The sequence below is a fragment of the Streptomyces sp. PTY087I2 genome (assembly GCF_001687325.1).
Lineage (GTDB): Bacteria > Actinomycetota > Actinomycetes > Streptomycetales > Streptomycetaceae > Streptomyces.
The window spans coordinates 22,393-36,959 of record NZ_LZRD01000046.1 but is presented as its reverse complement, the minus strand read 5'-3'; the positions used below and the strand labels follow the sequence as shown (position 1 = coordinate 36,959).

16 protein-coding genes are annotated in these 14,567 nt (G+C 73.2%); 14 read left to right on the top strand and 2 right to left on the bottom strand.

Going from position 1 to position 14,567, the window contains the following annotated elements:
* The first annotated feature begins 146 nt into the window (after positions 1-146).
* The 6 genes from A3Q37_RS32700 (at position 147) to A3Q37_RS32675 (ending at position 5,350) form a co-directional block, all read left to right on the top strand.
* The gene (locus A3Q37_RS32700) at positions 147-1,595 is read left to right on the top strand and encodes a bifunctional ADP-dependent NAD(P)H-hydrate dehydratase/NAD(P)H-hydrate epimerase (RefSeq protein ID WP_065490359.1); all 1,449 of its coding nucleotides are present in this window, start codon (positions 147-149) and stop codon (positions 1,593-1,595) included.
* Positions 1,596-1,616: 21 nt separating this feature from the next.
* Complete coding sequence (locus A3Q37_RS32695) at positions 1,617-1,994, top strand: DUF488 domain-containing protein (RefSeq protein ID WP_065490369.1); 378 nt, start codon at positions 1,617-1,619, stop codon at positions 1,992-1,994.
* Between the two features lie 60 nt (positions 1,995-2,054).
* A complete protein-coding gene (gene alr / locus A3Q37_RS32690) occupies positions 2,055-3,227 on the top strand; it encodes an alanine racemase (protein ID WP_065490357.1) in 1,173 nt (390 codons plus the stop codon).
* Entirely contained in the window at positions 3,224-4,477 is a 1,254-nt protein-coding gene (locus A3Q37_RS32685; protein ID WP_065490355.1) for an alpha/beta fold hydrolase, read from the top strand. Before alr ends, A3Q37_RS32685 begins: the two co-directional genes overlap by 4 nt.
* Positions 4,446-5,003 (top strand): tRNA (adenosine(37)-N6)-threonylcarbamoyltransferase complex ATPase subunit type 1 TsaE, encoded by a 558-nt coding sequence (gene tsaE / locus A3Q37_RS32680; protein WP_065490353.1) that lies wholly within the window; start codon positions 4,446-4,448, stop codon positions 5,001-5,003. The genes A3Q37_RS32685 and tsaE overlap by 32 nt, the downstream gene beginning before the upstream one ends.
* A 131-nt stretch (positions 5,004-5,134) precedes the next feature.
* Positions 5,135-5,350, top strand: a complete 216-nt coding sequence (locus A3Q37_RS32675; protein WP_065490351.1) for a hypothetical protein — start codon at positions 5,135-5,137, stop codon at positions 5,348-5,350.
* Positions 5,351-5,407: 57 nt separating this feature from the next.
* Here A3Q37_RS32675 and A3Q37_RS32670 read toward each other — a convergent pair whose 3' ends face one another.
* Entirely contained in the window at positions 5,408-6,001 is a 594-nt protein-coding gene (locus A3Q37_RS32670; protein WP_176711558.1) for a hypothetical protein, read from the bottom strand.
* Between the two features lie 134 nt (positions 6,002-6,135).
* On the opposite strand from A3Q37_RS32670, the gene tsaB reads away from it, so the two are divergent.
* The 5 genes from tsaB to A3Q37_RS32645 all read left to right on the top strand — a co-directional run bounded on the left by tsaB (position 6,136) and on the right by A3Q37_RS32645 (position 9,251).
* Positions 6,136-6,783, top strand: a complete 648-nt coding sequence (gene tsaB, locus A3Q37_RS32665; protein WP_065490347.1) for a tRNA (adenosine(37)-N6)-threonylcarbamoyltransferase complex dimerization subunit type 1 TsaB — start codon at positions 6,136-6,138, stop codon at positions 6,781-6,783.
* A 29-nt stretch (positions 6,784-6,812) separates the two neighbouring features.
* Complete coding sequence (gene rimI, locus A3Q37_RS32660; protein WP_176711559.1) at positions 6,813-7,298, top strand: ribosomal protein S18-alanine N-acetyltransferase; 486 nt, start codon at positions 6,813-6,815, stop codon at positions 7,296-7,298.
* Positions 7,298-8,407 carry a tRNA (adenosine(37)-N6)-threonylcarbamoyltransferase complex transferase subunit TsaD gene (tsaD, locus tag A3Q37_RS32655; RefSeq protein ID WP_065490343.1) on the top strand — a complete coding sequence of 370 codons (1,110 nt, stop codon included), beginning with the start codon at positions 7,298-7,300 and terminating at the stop codon, positions 8,405-8,407. The genes rimI and tsaD overlap by 1 nt, the downstream gene beginning before the upstream one ends.
* Positions 8,404-8,673, top strand: coding sequence for a hypothetical protein (locus A3Q37_RS32650; RefSeq protein WP_065490341.1), 270 nt, complete (start codon positions 8,404-8,406; stop codon positions 8,671-8,673). The genes tsaD and A3Q37_RS32650 overlap by 4 nt, the downstream gene beginning before the upstream one ends.
* 113 nt (positions 8,674-8,786) lie before the next feature.
* A complete protein-coding gene (locus A3Q37_RS32645; protein WP_065490367.1) occupies positions 8,787-9,251 on the top strand; it encodes a VOC family protein in 465 nt (154 codons plus the stop codon).
* Positions 9,252-9,938: 687 nt separating this feature from the next.
* Here A3Q37_RS32645 and A3Q37_RS32640 read toward each other — a convergent pair.
* Positions 9,939-11,165: a THUMP-like domain-containing protein gene (locus A3Q37_RS32640; protein WP_065490339.1), complete on the bottom strand. Its 1,227-nt coding sequence runs from the start codon at positions 11,163-11,165 to the stop codon at positions 9,939-9,941.
* 111 nt (positions 11,166-11,276) lie between these two features.
* Here A3Q37_RS32640 and A3Q37_RS32635 point away from each other — a divergent pair, with 111 nt between their 5' ends.
* The 3 genes from A3Q37_RS32635 (at position 11,277) to groL (ending at position 14,552) form a co-directional block, all read left to right on the top strand.
* Positions 11,277-12,233, top strand: coding sequence for a polysaccharide deacetylase family protein (locus A3Q37_RS32635; protein ID WP_065490338.1), 957 nt, complete (start codon positions 11,277-11,279; stop codon positions 12,231-12,233).
* A gap of 287 nt (positions 12,234-12,520) precedes the next feature.
* Positions 12,521-12,829 (top strand): co-chaperone GroES, encoded by a 309-nt coding sequence (groES, locus tag A3Q37_RS32630; protein ID WP_003966899.1) that lies wholly within the window; start codon positions 12,521-12,523, stop codon positions 12,827-12,829.
* A gap of 97 nt (positions 12,830-12,926) precedes the next feature.
* Positions 12,927-14,552, top strand: a complete 1,626-nt coding sequence (gene groL / locus A3Q37_RS32625) for a chaperonin GroEL (RefSeq protein WP_065490336.1) — start codon at positions 12,927-12,929, stop codon at positions 14,550-14,552.
* The last annotated feature ends 15 nt before the right edge of the window (positions 14,553-14,567 follow it).

Genomic DNA, 14,567 nt, shown 5'->3' with positions numbered 1-14,567 from the left:
GCCTCCGCCGCGGTGGCCTCCTCCGCGGTGGCGCCCCGCGCCGGCCTCCGCCGCGCGGGGCGTCACCGCCTGCGGAGGTGATCCGTCCGCGCCGCCACGCCCCGCCACGCTGGCGTCCCGCCCCCCGATCGCGGAGGGTTGGACCCATGCGACGTGCCTACAGCGTGGAGACCGTACGGGCCGCCGAGGCCGCCCTCATGCAACGCCTGCCCGAAGGCGCGCTCATGCAGCGTGCCGCCGCCGGGCTCGCCGCCGCCTGCTGCGATCTGCTGCGGCGCAACGGGCGGGTGTACGGGGCCCGGGTCCTGCTCCTCGTCGGCAGCGGCGACAACGGCGGCGACGCGCTGTACGCGGGTGCCCGCCTCGCCCGCCGGGGCGCGGGTGTGCGGGCCCTGCTGCTCGCGCCCGACCGGGCCCACCCCGGCGGGCTCGCCGCGTTCCGTGCCGCCGGGGGACAGGTCGTCGACGGGCCGGACGGGCTCGGCGCGCTCGACCTCGTCGTGGACGGCATCACCGGGATCGGCGGGCGCGGCGGGCTGCGCGAGGACGCCACCGAGCTGGTGCACACGGTGACCCGGGACCGTACGCCGGTCATCTCCGTCGACCTGCCGAGCGGGGTCGAGGCCGACACCGGGGAGGTGCACGGCGAGGCCGTCCGGGCGGACGCCACCGTCACCTTCGGGACGTACAAGCAGGGCCTCCTGATCGACCCGGCCGCCGAACACGCGGGCGCCCTGCGGCTGGTGGACATCGGGCTCGGGCCCGAGCTGCCCGAGCCGCCGGACCTGGAGGCGCTCCAGTACGAGGACGTGGCCGCGCTGCTGCCGGTGCCGGGCGCGGAGAGCGACAAGTACCGGCGCGGCGTCGTCGGCGTCGTCGCCGGGTCCGAGCGCTACCCGGGCGCCGCCGTCCTCGCCGTCGCGGGCGCGCTGCGCGGCGGGGCCGGGGCCGTGCGGTACGTCGGACCGGGCGCGGACGCGGTGATCGCCCGGTTCCCCGAGGCGCTGGTGCACGCCGGGCCGCCGTCGAAGGCCGGGCGGGTGCAGGCCTGGGTCGTCGGACCGGGGCTGGGGGACGGGCGGGCCGCGGAGGCCGCCGTCGCCGATGTGCTGGCCGCCGACGTGCCCGTACTCGTCGACGCGGACGGGCTGCGGCTGCTGGACGCGGAGACCGTACGGACCCGGACCGCCCCGACCGTCCTGACCCCGCACGCCGGGGAGGCCGCCGCCCTGCTCGGCACGGCCCGCGAGGAGGTCGAGTCCGGGCGGCTCACCGCCGTCCGCGAACTGGCCGCCCGCTACCGCGCCACCGTGCTCCTCAAGGGCTCCACCACCCTGATCGCGGAGGCCCGCGACACCCCCGTACGGGTCAACCCGACCGGTACGGCCTGGCTCGCCACCGCGGGCAGCGGCGATGTCCTCTCCGGTCTGACCGGGTCCCTGCTCGCGGCCGGGCTCGCCCCGCGCGACGCCGCGTCCGTGGGCGCGTATCTGCACGGCCTCGCCGCCCGGCACGGCTCCGACGGGGCCCCGGTCTCCGCGCAGGACGTCGCCGACCGCATCCCGGCGGCCTGGCGCGACGTGCGGGCGGGGTGAGACGGAGAGAGGGTGGGGGACGTGACTGAATCCGTACGCGTACGCAGGGCCTACGACCCGGTCGAGGACGGCGACGGCACCCGGGTGCTGGTCGACCGGCTCTGGCCCCGGGGCGTCTCCAAGGAGCGGGCCGACATCGACGTATGGCTCAAGGACATCACGCCCTCGGACGAGCTGCGCTCCTGGTACCACCACGACCGCGCCGACCGGCACGAGGAGTTCGTCGAGCGCTACCGCACCGAGCTGGACGACCCGACGCACACGGAGGCCGTCGAGCGGCTGGTGGGGCTCGTGCGGGACGGCGGGCCCGTCACTCTGATCACGGCGGCCAAGGACGTCGAGGACAGTCATGTGCCCGTGCTGCTCGACCACCTCAAGCATGTGATGAAACGTACATAAGCCCGGATACCGGCGTGCGCTGCCGGGGAGGCGGCCGACGCCTCTGAGACACTGGGCGCGATGAACGAGACAGCGTCCCTGAGAGCCCGTGCCGAGATCGACCTCGCCGCGCTGCGCGCCAATGTGCGCGCCCTGCGCGAGCGGGCGGCCGGTGCGCAGCTCATGGCCGTCGTGAAGTCCGACGGGTACGGGCACGGGGCGGTGCCCTGCGCGCGGGCCGCGCGGGCGGCCGGGGCGACCTGGCTCGGCACCGCGACCCCGCACGAGGCGCTGGCGCTGCGGGCGGCCGGGCTCGACGGCCGGATCATGTGCTGGCTGTGGACGCCCGGCGGGCCCTGGCGCGAGGCGATCGAGGCCGACATCGACGTATCGGTCGGCGGTCTGTGGGCGCTGCGCGAGGCCGTCGCCGCCGCCGAGGCCGCGGGCCGCCCGGCCCGCGTTCAGCTCAAGGCCGACACCGGCCTCGGCCGGGGCGGCTGCCAGCCCGCCGACTGGCCCGAACTGGTCACCGAGGCGCTGGCCGCCGAACGGGCCGGACGCCTGAAGGTCACCGGACTCTGGTCCCACTTCGCCTGCGCCGACGAGCCCGGCCACCCCTCGATCGCCGCCCAGCTCGCCGTCTACCGCGACATGGTGGCGTACGCCGAGAAGGAGGGCGTGGAGCCCGAGGTGCGGCACCTGGCCAACTCCCCGGCCACGCTCACGATCCCCGAGGCGCACTTCGATCTCGTACGGACCGGCATCGCGATGTACGGCATCTCGCCCGCCCCCGAGCTGGGCACATCGGCCGAGCTCGGGCTGCGCCCGGTGATGACGCTCGCCGCGGCTGTCGCCCTGGTCAAGGACGCCCCGGCCGGACACGGCGTCAGCTACGGCCACCACTACACGACTCCCGCCGACACGACCCTCGGCCTGATCCCCGTCGGCTACGCGGACGGCATCCCGCGCCACGCGTCCGGCAGCGGGCCCGTCCTCGTCGGCGGCAAGGTGCGCAGGGTCGCGGGCCGGGTCGCCATGGACCAGTTCGTCGTCGACCTCGACGGCGACCGGCCCGAGGCGGGCGCGGAAGCGGTGCTGTTCGGGCCGGGCGACCGGGGCGAGCCGACCGCGCAGGACTGGGCGGAGGCCGCCGGCACCATCGCGTACGAGATCGTCACCCGCATCGGCGGCCGGGTGCCCCGGGTGTACGTGAACGAGGCGGCCGACGAGGCGACCGGAGGCGTGCCGCGGTGAGCGAGAGCAGCGCGGAGGCCGTGGTGGCCGCGACCGCGAACGCGGCGGGCGCGGCCGGTGCGGCGGGCTGGCGGCGGGCCGGGATCGCCGGGGCCGCGATAGGGGTGCTCGCCGCCGGTGCGGCGGCCGGGGTCGCCGTCGAGCGGCTCACCGTCGGGCGCGGCATGCGCAAGAAGGCCCGCCTCGCGCTGGACGCGACCGGGCCCTACGGCTCGCTGCGCGGCACGCCGGGCCGGGCCGTCGCCGACGACGGCACCGAGCTGTACTACGAGGTCGACGAGGTGGAGGCCGCCCCGGCGACGGCCGACGAGGGCGCCTCCTCCGGCACCCGTCGCCGCAGGCTCTTCGGCCGCAAGGCCCCCGCCCCGGTCACCGTCGTCTTCAGCCACGGCTACTGCCTCGGCCAGGACTCCTGGCACTTCCAGCGGGCCGCCCTGCGCGGCCTCGTCCGCGCCGTCTACTGGGACCAGCGCAGCCACGGCCGCTCCGAACGCGGGCGGTCCCAGGCGGACGGGGTGCCGGTCGGTATCGATCAGCTCGGCCGCGATCTGAAGGCGGTCATCGACGCGGCGGCCCCCGAGGGCCCGCTGGTGCTGGCCGGGCACTCCATGGGCGGCATGACGATGATGGCGCTGGCCGACCAGTACCCGGCGCTGATCCGGGACCGGGTCGCCGCCGTCGCCCTGATCGGCACCTCCAGCGGCAAGCTCGGCGAGGTCAGCTTCGGGCTGCCGGTGGCGGGCGTGAACGCGGTGCGCCGGGTGCTGCCGGGCGTGCTGAAGGCGCTGGGCTCGCAGGCGGAGCTGGTGGAGAAGGGGCGGCGGGCCACCGCGGACCTCTTCGCCGGGCTGATCAAGCGGTATTCGTTCGGCTCCCGGGACGTGGACCCGGCGGTCGCCCGGTTCGCGGAACGGCTGATCGAGGCCACCCCGATCGACGTGGTCGCCGAGTTCTACCCGGCGTTCACCGAGCACGACAAGAGCGGCGCGCTGCCCGGCTTCCGGGACGTGCCGGTGCTGATCCTGGCCGGGGACAAGGACCTGGTGACGCCCAGCTCGCACAGCGAGGCCATCGCGGACGTGCTGCCCGACGCCGAGCTGGTGATCGTGCCGGACGCCGGGCACCTGGTGATGCTGGAACACCCGGAGACCGTCACGGACCGGCTGGCCGACCTGCTCGTCCGCAGCGGCACGGTGCCGGCCGCTAACGTTGGCGGACATGGAAGCACCGCACAACAGCCCGGCCGCTGAGACCGTTCCCGAGCCCGCCGGAGCGACCGTTCCCGAGGCCGCTGGGCCCGTTACCGTGACGCTGACCGTCACGTCCCCCGAACAGATGCAGGACCTGGGCCGCCGCCTGGCCCGGGTGCTGGCCCCGGGCGACCTGGTGATGCTCACGGGCGAGCTGGGCGCCGGGAAGACGACCCTGACCCGGGGTCTCGGCGAAGGCCTCGGCGTACGCGGCGCGGTCACCTCGCCCACCTTCGTCATCGCCCGCGTCCACCCCTCACTGGTCCAGGGCCCCGCCCTGGTCCACGTCGACGCGTACCGCCTGGGCGGCGGGCTCGACGAGATGGAGGACCTGGACCTGGACGTGTCGCTGCCCGAGTCGGTGGTGGTCGTGGAGTGGGGCGACGGCAAGGTCGAGGAGCTCTCGGAGGACCGGCTGCGGGTCCTCATCGACCGCGCGACCGGCGACACCGACGACGAGCGGCGCGAAGTGACCCTGGTGGGCATCGGGGCGCGCTGGGCGGGGCTGCGGGAGGCGCTGGCGTAACGCGCCGGTGGCCTTTCCGACAGCGCGTCGGTAAATTGTTGCGCGAGGAGCCGTGGCCGTGGTCACATGGGTACGAGACGTGGTTAGGTTTACCTAACCACGCCCTCCACCGGAGCACCCAGGAGGCATCCATGCCGACGCCCGAGCGCGCAGCGCGACCGCAGCCGCGACCGACTCCGTCCGCCCCGTCCGTCCTGTCGATGAAAGACCTGCTGGCCTCGTGCGCCGCGGCCACCGCGGTCTCCACCCCGCCGAGCGACACCGCGCATGCCCGCGAAGCCTCCGACGCGGCGGACCGGGACGGGGACGGCGGCCATACGGAAACCGTCCGGCCCCACGCGGCCTAGGTAAGACGCGGGCTCGGCGGCTACGGGGCGCGCCTAGGTACAGCGCGAACCCGGCGGCTACGGGACGACGACGACCTTCGCGCCGACCGTCGCGAAGGTCCACATCGCGTTGCCGTCCGCGCGCTTCATCCGTACGCCCCCGGTCTTCGACGTCGGGTCCGGGCTGGCCATCGAGCCGTCCTGCGCGGCGCTGAAGCCGATCGCCACGTCGTCCACGTTCGCGAAGCGGACCACGTGCTCGATCGGGACGCCGTCCGAGCCCTGGACCGTGCCCGAGCGCGAGGTGACCTTGTGGACCCCGGGCGGCGGGCTGACGGGGCTCGGCATGACCGTGAAGGTCCGGATCGACTTGTCGTCCTCGTTCACCAGCCACACCCGGCGGTCCTTCAGCGCGTACACCACGCGCTCGCCCTCGCCGGACGCCGCCGGGACCGCCAGCGGGTCGGCCGGCTTCGGCTTGGCGGAGGGCTTGGCCGGGGCCGTCGCGGAGGTCTTCGTACCCGGCGAGGAGGCCACCGAGTCGGGGGCGTTCGCCGAGGCCTGGTAAGCGAGGAAGGCGACCGCGGCGACCGCCGCGGCGGTGAGCCCGGCCACGATTCCCGAGCTGCTCCTTGCCACCTGAACTCCCCTTTCGGCGGCCGTCTGCCGCATGTCGTACAAGCGTTTACGTCGTACCCGCGGATACCCGGTGACGGTAGCAGCAGCACGGGTGCGGGCCGGGACGCCGTACGGACGCCGTAACGCCGTCGGCGGAGCCGTAGGCTGTTCGCGTGCTCTTGCTCGCCATGGATACCGCCACACCCGCCGTCACCGTCGCCCTGCACGACGGTACGTCCGTCATCGCCTCCTGTGGACAGGTCGACGCCCGCAGGCACGGGGAGCTGCTGCTCCCCGCCGTCGACCGGGTCCTCGCCGAGGCCGGGACGAAGCTCGACGCCGTGACGGGCGTGGTCGTCGGCGTCGGCCCCGGCCCGTACACCGGTCTGCGCGTCGGCCTGGTCACCGCCGCCACCTTCGGCTCCGCCCTCTCCGTACCGGTCCACGGCCTGTGCACCCTGGACGGGATCGCGTACGCCGCAGGGCAGGACGGCCTGGAGGGGCCCTTCGTCGTGGCGACGGACGCCCGCCGCAAGGAGGTGTACTGGGCGCGGTACGAGAACGCCCGCACCCGTACGGGTGAGCCCGCCGTCGACCGGCCCGCCGACATCGCCGAAGCCGTCGCCGGGCTCCCCGTCGTCGGCGCGGGCGCGAGGCTCTACCCGGAGTCCTTCCCGGACGCGCGCGGCCCCGAGCACGTCTCCGCCGGGGCGCTCGCCGCGCTCGCCGCCGAGCGTCTCGCCGCCGGGCAGGAGCTGCTGGAGCCGCAGCCGCTCTATCTGCGCCGGCCCGACGCCCAGGTTCCGAAGAACTACAAGGTGGTCACCCCCAAGTGAGCGCCGCCGCCACCGCCGTACTGCGCGAGATGCGCTGGTGGGACATCGAACCGGTGCTGGAGCTCGAACACGCGCTGTTCCCGGACGACGCCTGGTCGCCCGGCATGTTCTGGTCCGAGCTGGCCCACGCCCGCGGCCCCGGCGCCACCCGCCACTACGTCGTCGCCGAGGAGCCCGCCACCGGGCGTATCGTCGGGTACGCGGGGCTCGCCGCCCTCGGCGACCTCTCCGACGTCCAGACCATCGCGGTCAGCCGCGAGGCCTGGGGCACCGGCCTCGGCTCCGAACTCCTCACCGATCTGCTGAAGGCCGCGACCGCCTTCGAGTGCGCCACCGTGCTGCTGGAGGTCCGGGTCGACAACACCCGCGCACAGAAGCTGTACGAGCGCTTCGGCTTCGAGCCGATCGGCTTCCGGCGCGGCTACTACCAGCCGGGGAACATCGACGCCCTGGTCATGCGCCTCACCCTGCACGAACACGTAGCGGACAACGCTCCAGAGACCGGGACTGAATGATGGCTGCCGACGAACCCCTCGTACTCGGCATCGAGACCTCCTGCGACGAGACCGGCGTCGGCATCGTGCGCGGTACGACGCTGCTCGCCGACGCCGTCGCCTCCAGCGTCGACACCCACGCCCGCTTCGGCGGCGTCGTCCCGGAGATCGCCTCCCGCGCCCACCTGGAGGCGATGGTCCCCACCATCGAGCGCGCCCTGAAGGAGGCGGGCGTCAGCGCCCGCGACCTCGACGGGATCGCCGTCACCTCCGGACCCGGGCTCGCCGGAGCCCTGCTCGTCGGCGTCTCAGCAGCCAAGGCGTACGCCTACGCGCTGGGCAAGCCGCTCTACGGGGTCAACCACCTCGCCTCGCACATCTGCGTCGACCAGTTGGAGCACGGCCCGCTGCCCGAGCCGACGATGGCCCTGCTGGTCAGCGGCGGCCACTCGTCCCTGCTCCTGGCCCCGGACATCACCGCGGATGTCCGCCCGCTCGGCGCGACGATCGACGACGCGGCGGGCGAGGCCTTCGACAAGATCGCCCGGGTGCTGGACCTCGGGTTCCCCGGCGGCCCGGTCATCGACAGGCTGGCGCGAGAGGGCGACCCGAAGGCCATCGCGTTCCCGCGCGGTCTGACCGGCCCGCGCGACGCCCCGTACGACTTCTCCTTCTCCGGGCTGAAGACGTCCGTGGCCCGCTGGATCGAGGCGAAGCGCGCGGCGGGCGAGGAGGTGCCCGTACGGGATGTGGCGGCGTCCTTCCAGGAGGCCGTGGTGGACGTGCTGACGCGAAAGGCCGTACGGGCCTGCAAGGACGAGGGCGTCGACCACCTGATGATCGGCGGCGGCGTCGCGGCCAACTCCCGGCTGCGGGCGCTGGCCGAGGAGCGGTGCGAGCGGGCCGGCATCCGGCTGCGGGTGCCCCGCCCGAAGCTCTGCACCGACAACGGCGCGATGGTCGCGGCGCTCGGCGCGGAGATGGTCGCCCGCAACCGGCTCCCGTCCGACCTGGAGCTGTCCGCCGACTCCTCGCTGCCGGTGACGGAGCCGCACGTTCCGGGGAAGCACCACCACGCGCACGATCATGACCACGTGCACGAGATCAGCAAGGACAACCTGTACTCATGAGCGCCACGGCCATCGTCCTGATGTGGGAGGCCCGCGCCGCCGATGGCCGGGGCGCCGAACTCCTGGAGTGGGCCCGCGCCCGGTCCGCCGAGCTGTCCCGTGAGCCCGCCCGCCGCGAACTGCTGCGCGCCCCGCAGGACCGGGTGCTCGTGATGACCTGGTGGCCGGACGCCTCGTACGGCGACGACCTCCCCGAACTCCCCGAGCCCGACGCCGCCCTGATCACCCGGGCCGTGCACCGGTGGCGGTTCGAAGCAGTGGGGTGAGGCGCGGGGGGCCGTCGCGTGTCCGATGAGTTCCGGCGGCGGGTCCGGTCTACCTTCCACGACGTCCGGACCGCCCGGCCCGGACGTGTGGACGGCCCGAAGAGGTGAAGGTCATGCAGAAGATCACCCCCTGTCTCTGGTTCGACGGTCAGGCCGAGGAGGCGGCCGAGCACTACGTGGCGATCTTCGGCGGTGACTCCCGGATCCTGGACGTCACCTACTACGGCGACGAGGCCCCCGGCCGGAAGGGCTCGGTGCTCACCGTCGGCTTCCGGCTCGCCGGGCAGGACTACATGGGGCTCAACGGCGGCCCGCAGTTCCCGTTCACCGAGGCGATCTCGCTCTCCGTCGACTGCGCCGACCAGGCCGAGGTGGACCGGTTCTGGTACGCGCTCTCCGAGGGCGGCGAGGAGGGCCAGTGCGGCTGGCTCAAGGACAAGTTCGGGGTGTCCTGGCAGATCGTGCCGAACGAGCTGCCGCGCCTGCTGGCCGACCCGGACCCGGCGAAGGCCGACCGGGCGATGAAGGCCATGCTCGGCATGGGCAAGCTGGACGTCCAGGCCCTGCGCGACGCCTGACCGAACCCGCGCGGGGCTTGATCGATAGTGTTCTGCGCATGCCACGCCGTGCCCCGCTCCCGCCTCCCCCTCCGCCCGTCGGGATCCGGTCCTGGCCCGACCGGGACGCGATGCTCGCCGACCGTGCGGTGGTCCTGGGCGAGCTGGTGAAGATGCACGTGGGGCCGGGGCGGCTCGGGCTGCTGTGGATGTGGGCGGCGCTCGCCGCGGTCGGGTGGGGTCTGGTGGGCTCGGGGGTCGTCTTCATCGAGCAGGCGGCCGACTTCTTCAGCGGCATCGCCGGGGTCGTCAGTCTGGTCATCGGCGCCGGGGTCCTCATCCCGGCGGTCGTTCTCGGCTGCGTCGGTGTCTTCCGGGACCGGAAGGTCCGCGTGCTGCTCGACGCGTGGGGCGCGCTGGACCGCGACCCGGAGCGTGACCGGCGGCTGCGGATGCCCGGTATGGGCCTGACCTGGCTGCTGCTGTCGTTCGCCCTGGGCGCGGTGGGGCTCGCCCTCTGTTTCATCGGGCCCGCGAGCGCACGGCCGGGCCGGGAGACGTACGGGCTGGTCGCCCTGGAGATGGGCGTCGGCATGGTCGCCTGGCTGACCGCGCTGGCCGGCGGGGTCACCGCCCTCGCCCACCGCCGCTGGGTGGTGCGCGTGCTGATGGGCGGCGGCAGCGGTACGGGCACGGGGGCCGCCCTGGTCAGCCCAGCGGATGGCCGATCAGCATCGTCGGCGCCCCCGCCACCCGGGTCAGGAACACCGTCGCCGAGCCCGGACCGCTCAGCTTCATCCGGCGGCGCAGCTCCTCCGGTTCGACCGCCGAACCCCGCTTCTTGACGGTCAGCACGCCGATCTGACGCTCCCGCAGCAGCGCCTTCAGCCTCTTCATGCTGAACGGCAGCTCGTCGGTGATCTCGTACCCGGCGACGTACGGCGAGGAGTACGGCTCATCGCTCGTGATGTACGCGATCGTCTCGTCCACCAGCCGCCCGCCGCACCGCTCCACGAGGTCCGCGACCAGATGGGCCCGGATCACCGCGCCGTCCGGCTCGTACAGATAGCGCCCGACCGGGCCCACCGGCGGGGCCGGCAGCGGGGCCGGGGCGCTCAGGGCCGCCCCGGACGGCAGCAGCGTGGCCCGGAAGGCACCCGGCGCGAAGCCCTCCCCGTACCAGAGCACCGCCTCCTTCACGTCCCCGCCGTCCGAGATCCACTCGGCCTCCGCCTCCGGGCCGATCGCCTCGTGCGGGATGCCCGGGGCGATCTTCAGCGCCGCTCTCGGAGCCTTCAGCGCGGCGGCCGTCGCCCAGGACAGCGGCGGCGAGTACGCCTCCGGGTCGAAGATCCGGCCGCGGCCGCCGCGCCGCGCCGGGTCCACGAAGACCGCGTCGTACGGGGCGGTGTCGATCTCCGTGACGTCGGCGCACCGCACCTCGATCAGCTCCCCGAGCCCCAGTGCCTCCGCGTTGGCGCGGGCCACCTCGGCGGTCAGCGGGTCGCGGTCCACGGCGAGCACGGGGATCCCGGCGCGGGCCAGCGCGATCGCGTCGCCGCCGATGCCGCAGCACAGGTCCGCCACGCTCCGCACGTCCAGCCCGGCGAACCGGGCGGCGCGGTGGGCGGCGACCGAGGTGCGGGTGGCCTGCTCGACCCCGTTGGGCGTGAAGAACATCCGGTACGCGTCCTCGGCCCCGAACTTCGCGACCGCCCGCTGCCGCAGCCGGGCCTGGCCGAGCGCCGCCGACACCAGCTCCGCCGGGTGTGTGCGGCGCAGCCGGGTCGCGGTGGCCAGCTCGTCGGCGGGGTCGTGGTCGCGCAGCTCGGCCAGCAGCTGTTCGCCCTCGGGGGTGCGCAGCGCGGCGAAGGCGGCGCGGGCGGGGTCGTCGGACGAGGAGGCGGCGGGGGTCGTTGCGTTCACCCGGTCCATTGTGGGCCAGGCCGGGGGAGCCGGGTTCCTGTGGGCCGCCCGGGGGACGGCGCCGGTCCGCTCGCGGTGTCGGAAAGGCGCACGGGGCGACGGCTGGCAGGATGCGGCGCCATGCAGCTAGTACGACAAAACGAAAAATCAGGCAGAAAGTGGCACAGGTCGGGCGGCGTCGTGCTGGCGTCCCTGCTGGCCGCCGCCGTCGCCTCCGGATGCGCGGCGGAGACGGGCGGCGGCGGCACGGGGGCTCCCGGCGCACCCGCGAAGCCCACCGCCGGCCGGTCGGGCGACGCGACCCCGCAGGCCGGGCCCGCCCGGGCCCCGGACACGTACGCCGAGACGGTCCGGAAGAAGCAGGCCGCGCGGGCCGTCGCCGCGAAGAAGTGGCAGCTCGCCAAGGTCCCGCTCGCGGCCCCCGAGCCGCCGAAGGTGAAGCCGTCCATCACCACCCGCAAGGGCTTCGAGGTCCGGAACGACAAGGGACTGCCGCCGGTCTTCACCACCGTCCCGACCAAGGAGAAGATCGTCTTCCTGACGATGGACGACGGCGCGGAGAAGGACCCCGAGCTGCTGCGGATGATGACCGAACTGGACATCCCGTACAGCGCGTTCGTCAGCGACTACGTCATCAACGACGACTACGGCTACTTCAAGAAGATGCAGCAGCGCGGGGTGACCATCAGCAACCACACCCTCAACCACCGCTATCTGCCCGGCCTCTCCTACGCCGAGCAGAAGCGGGAGATCTGCGGCCAGCAGGAGAAGATCCTCAAGAACTACGGCAAGCGCCCCACCCTGTTCCGCCCGCCCTACGGCAACTACAACCGCGACACCCTCGTCGTCGCCAAGTCCTGCGGGATCACCGCCGTACCCCTGTGGTCCGCCGAGGCCTTCCCCGACCGCATGGAATGGCGCGAGTGGGACCAGGACCTGCACCCCGGCGACATCGTCCTCACCCACTTCCGGGGCAAGGACGACTGGAAGGGCTCCATGCCCGACATGATCCGCCGCGTCATGAAGACCATCACGGACAAGGGCTACGCGGTGGCGAAGCTGGAGGACTACGTCTGACCTTCCCGTCCTTCTCCGCGTCCGGCCCGAGTGCGCGCGCAGCCCCCGGCTGCGCGCGCACTCGTCGCTGCCGACCCCGATCGAGACGGCGCGAGGGTGGTGAATTGGCACTCCGCTTGACCGAGTGCTAATCGCGGCCATAGTCTCGGGTCTGGCACTCCCCCCTGGAGAGTGCCAGCACCACTCTGCGCGACAGGGCAGGTCCGGCACCCGCGACGACGGATCGGTCCGATCGCCACCCACAGACTGTTAAACCCCGTGAGATCTCCGAAGGGGGAGACCGGATCGTGTCGACCACCAGCTCCAAGGTTGCGATCAAGCCGCTCGAGGACCGCATTGTGGTCCAGCCGCTCGACGCCGAGCAGACCACGGCCTCCGGCCTGGTCATTCCGGACACCGCGAAGGAGAAGCCCCAGGAGGGCGTCGTCCTCGCCGTGGGCCCGGGCCGCTTCGAGAACGGCGAGCGGCTTCCGCTCGACGTCAAGACCGGCGACGTCGTCCTGTACAGCAAGTACGGCGGCACCGAGGTGAAGTACAACGGCGAGGAGTACCTCGTCCTCTCGGCCCGCGACGTCCTCGCGATCGTCGAGAAGTAATTCACCCACGTTTGCTTGTGTTCTGCGCCCCTGGCCCCCTGCGAAGTAACTAGCCGGGCGGCGAGGGGCGCAGTTCATTTTGAGAGGGATACAGCCCATGGCGAAGATTCTGAAGTTCGACGAGGACGCCCGTCGCGCCCTTGAGCGCGGCGTCAACAAGCTTGCCGACACGGTCAAGGTGACGATCGGCCCCAAGGGCCGCAACGTCGTCATCGACAAGAAGTTCGGTGCCCCCACCATCACCAACGACGGTGTCACCATCGCGCGCGAGGTCGAGCTCGACGACCCGTACGAGAACCTCGGTGCCCAGCTCGTCAAGGAGGTGGCGACCAAGACCAACGACGTAGCGGGTGACGGCACCACCACCGCGACCGTCCTGGCCCAGGCGCTCGTCCGCGAGGGTCTGCGCAACGTCGCCGCCGGCGCCTCCCCGGCCGCCCTGAAGAAGGGCATCGACGCCGCCGTCAAGGCCGTCTCCGAGGAGCTGCTCGCCACGGCCCGCCCGATCGACGACAAGGCCGACATCGCCGCCGTCGCCGCGCTCTCCGCGCAGGACCCGCAGGTCGGCGAGCTCATCGCGGACGCGATGGACAAGGTTGGCAAGGACGGTGTCATCACCGTCGAGGAGTCCAACACCTTCGGTCTGGACCTGGAGTTCACCGAGGGCATGGCCTTCGACAAGGGCTACCTGTCCCCGTACATGGTGACCGACCAGGAGCGTATGGAGGCCGTCCTCGACGACCCGTACATCCTGATCCACCAGGGCAAGATCGGCTCCATCCAGGAGCTGCTCCCGCTCCTGGAGAAGGTCATCCAGGCCGGTGGCTCCAAGCCGCTCCTGATCATCGCCGAGGACGTCGAGGGCGAGGCGCTCTCCACCCTCGTCGTCAACAAGATCCGCGGCACCTTCAACGCCGTCGCGGTGAAGGCCCCGGGCTTCGGCGACCGCCGCAAGGCCATGCTCGGCGACATCGCCACCCTCACCGGTGCGACCGTCATCGCCGAGGAGGTCGGCCTCAAGCTCGACCAGGCCGGTCTGGACGTGCTCGGCACCGCCCGCCGCGTCACCGTCTCCAAGGACGACACGACCATCGTCGACGGCGGTGGCAACACCGAGGACGTCAAGGGCCGCGTCAACCAGATCAAGGCCGAGATCGAGGCCACGGACTCCGACTGGGACCGCGAGAAGCTCCAGGAGCGCCTCGCGAAGCTGGCCGGCGGCGTGTGCGTCATCCGGGTCGGCGCCGCCACCGAGGTGGAGCTGAAGGAGAAGAAGCACCGCCTCGAGGACGCCATCTCCGCCACCCGCGCCGCGGTCGAGGAGGGCATCGTCTCCGGCGGTGGCTCCGCCATCGTCCACGCCGTGAAGGTCCTGGAGGGCAACCTCGGCAAGACCGGCGACGAGGCCACCGGTGTCGCGGTCGTCCGCCGCGCCGCCGTCGAGCCGCTGCGCTGGATCGCCGAGAACGCCGGCCTGGAGGGTTACGTCATCACCTCCAAGGTCGCCGACCTCGACAAGGGCCAGGGCTTCAACGCCGCCACCGGCGAGTACGGCGACCTGGTCAAGGCCGGCGTCATCGACCCGGTCAAGGTCACCCGCTCCGCCCTGGAGAACGCCGCGTCCATCGCGTCGCTGCTGCTCACGACCGAGACCCTGGTCGTCGAGAAGCCGGCCGAGGAAGAGGCCGAGGCCGGTCACGGCGGCCACGGCCACGCCCACTAGTACCTGCCGGTACGT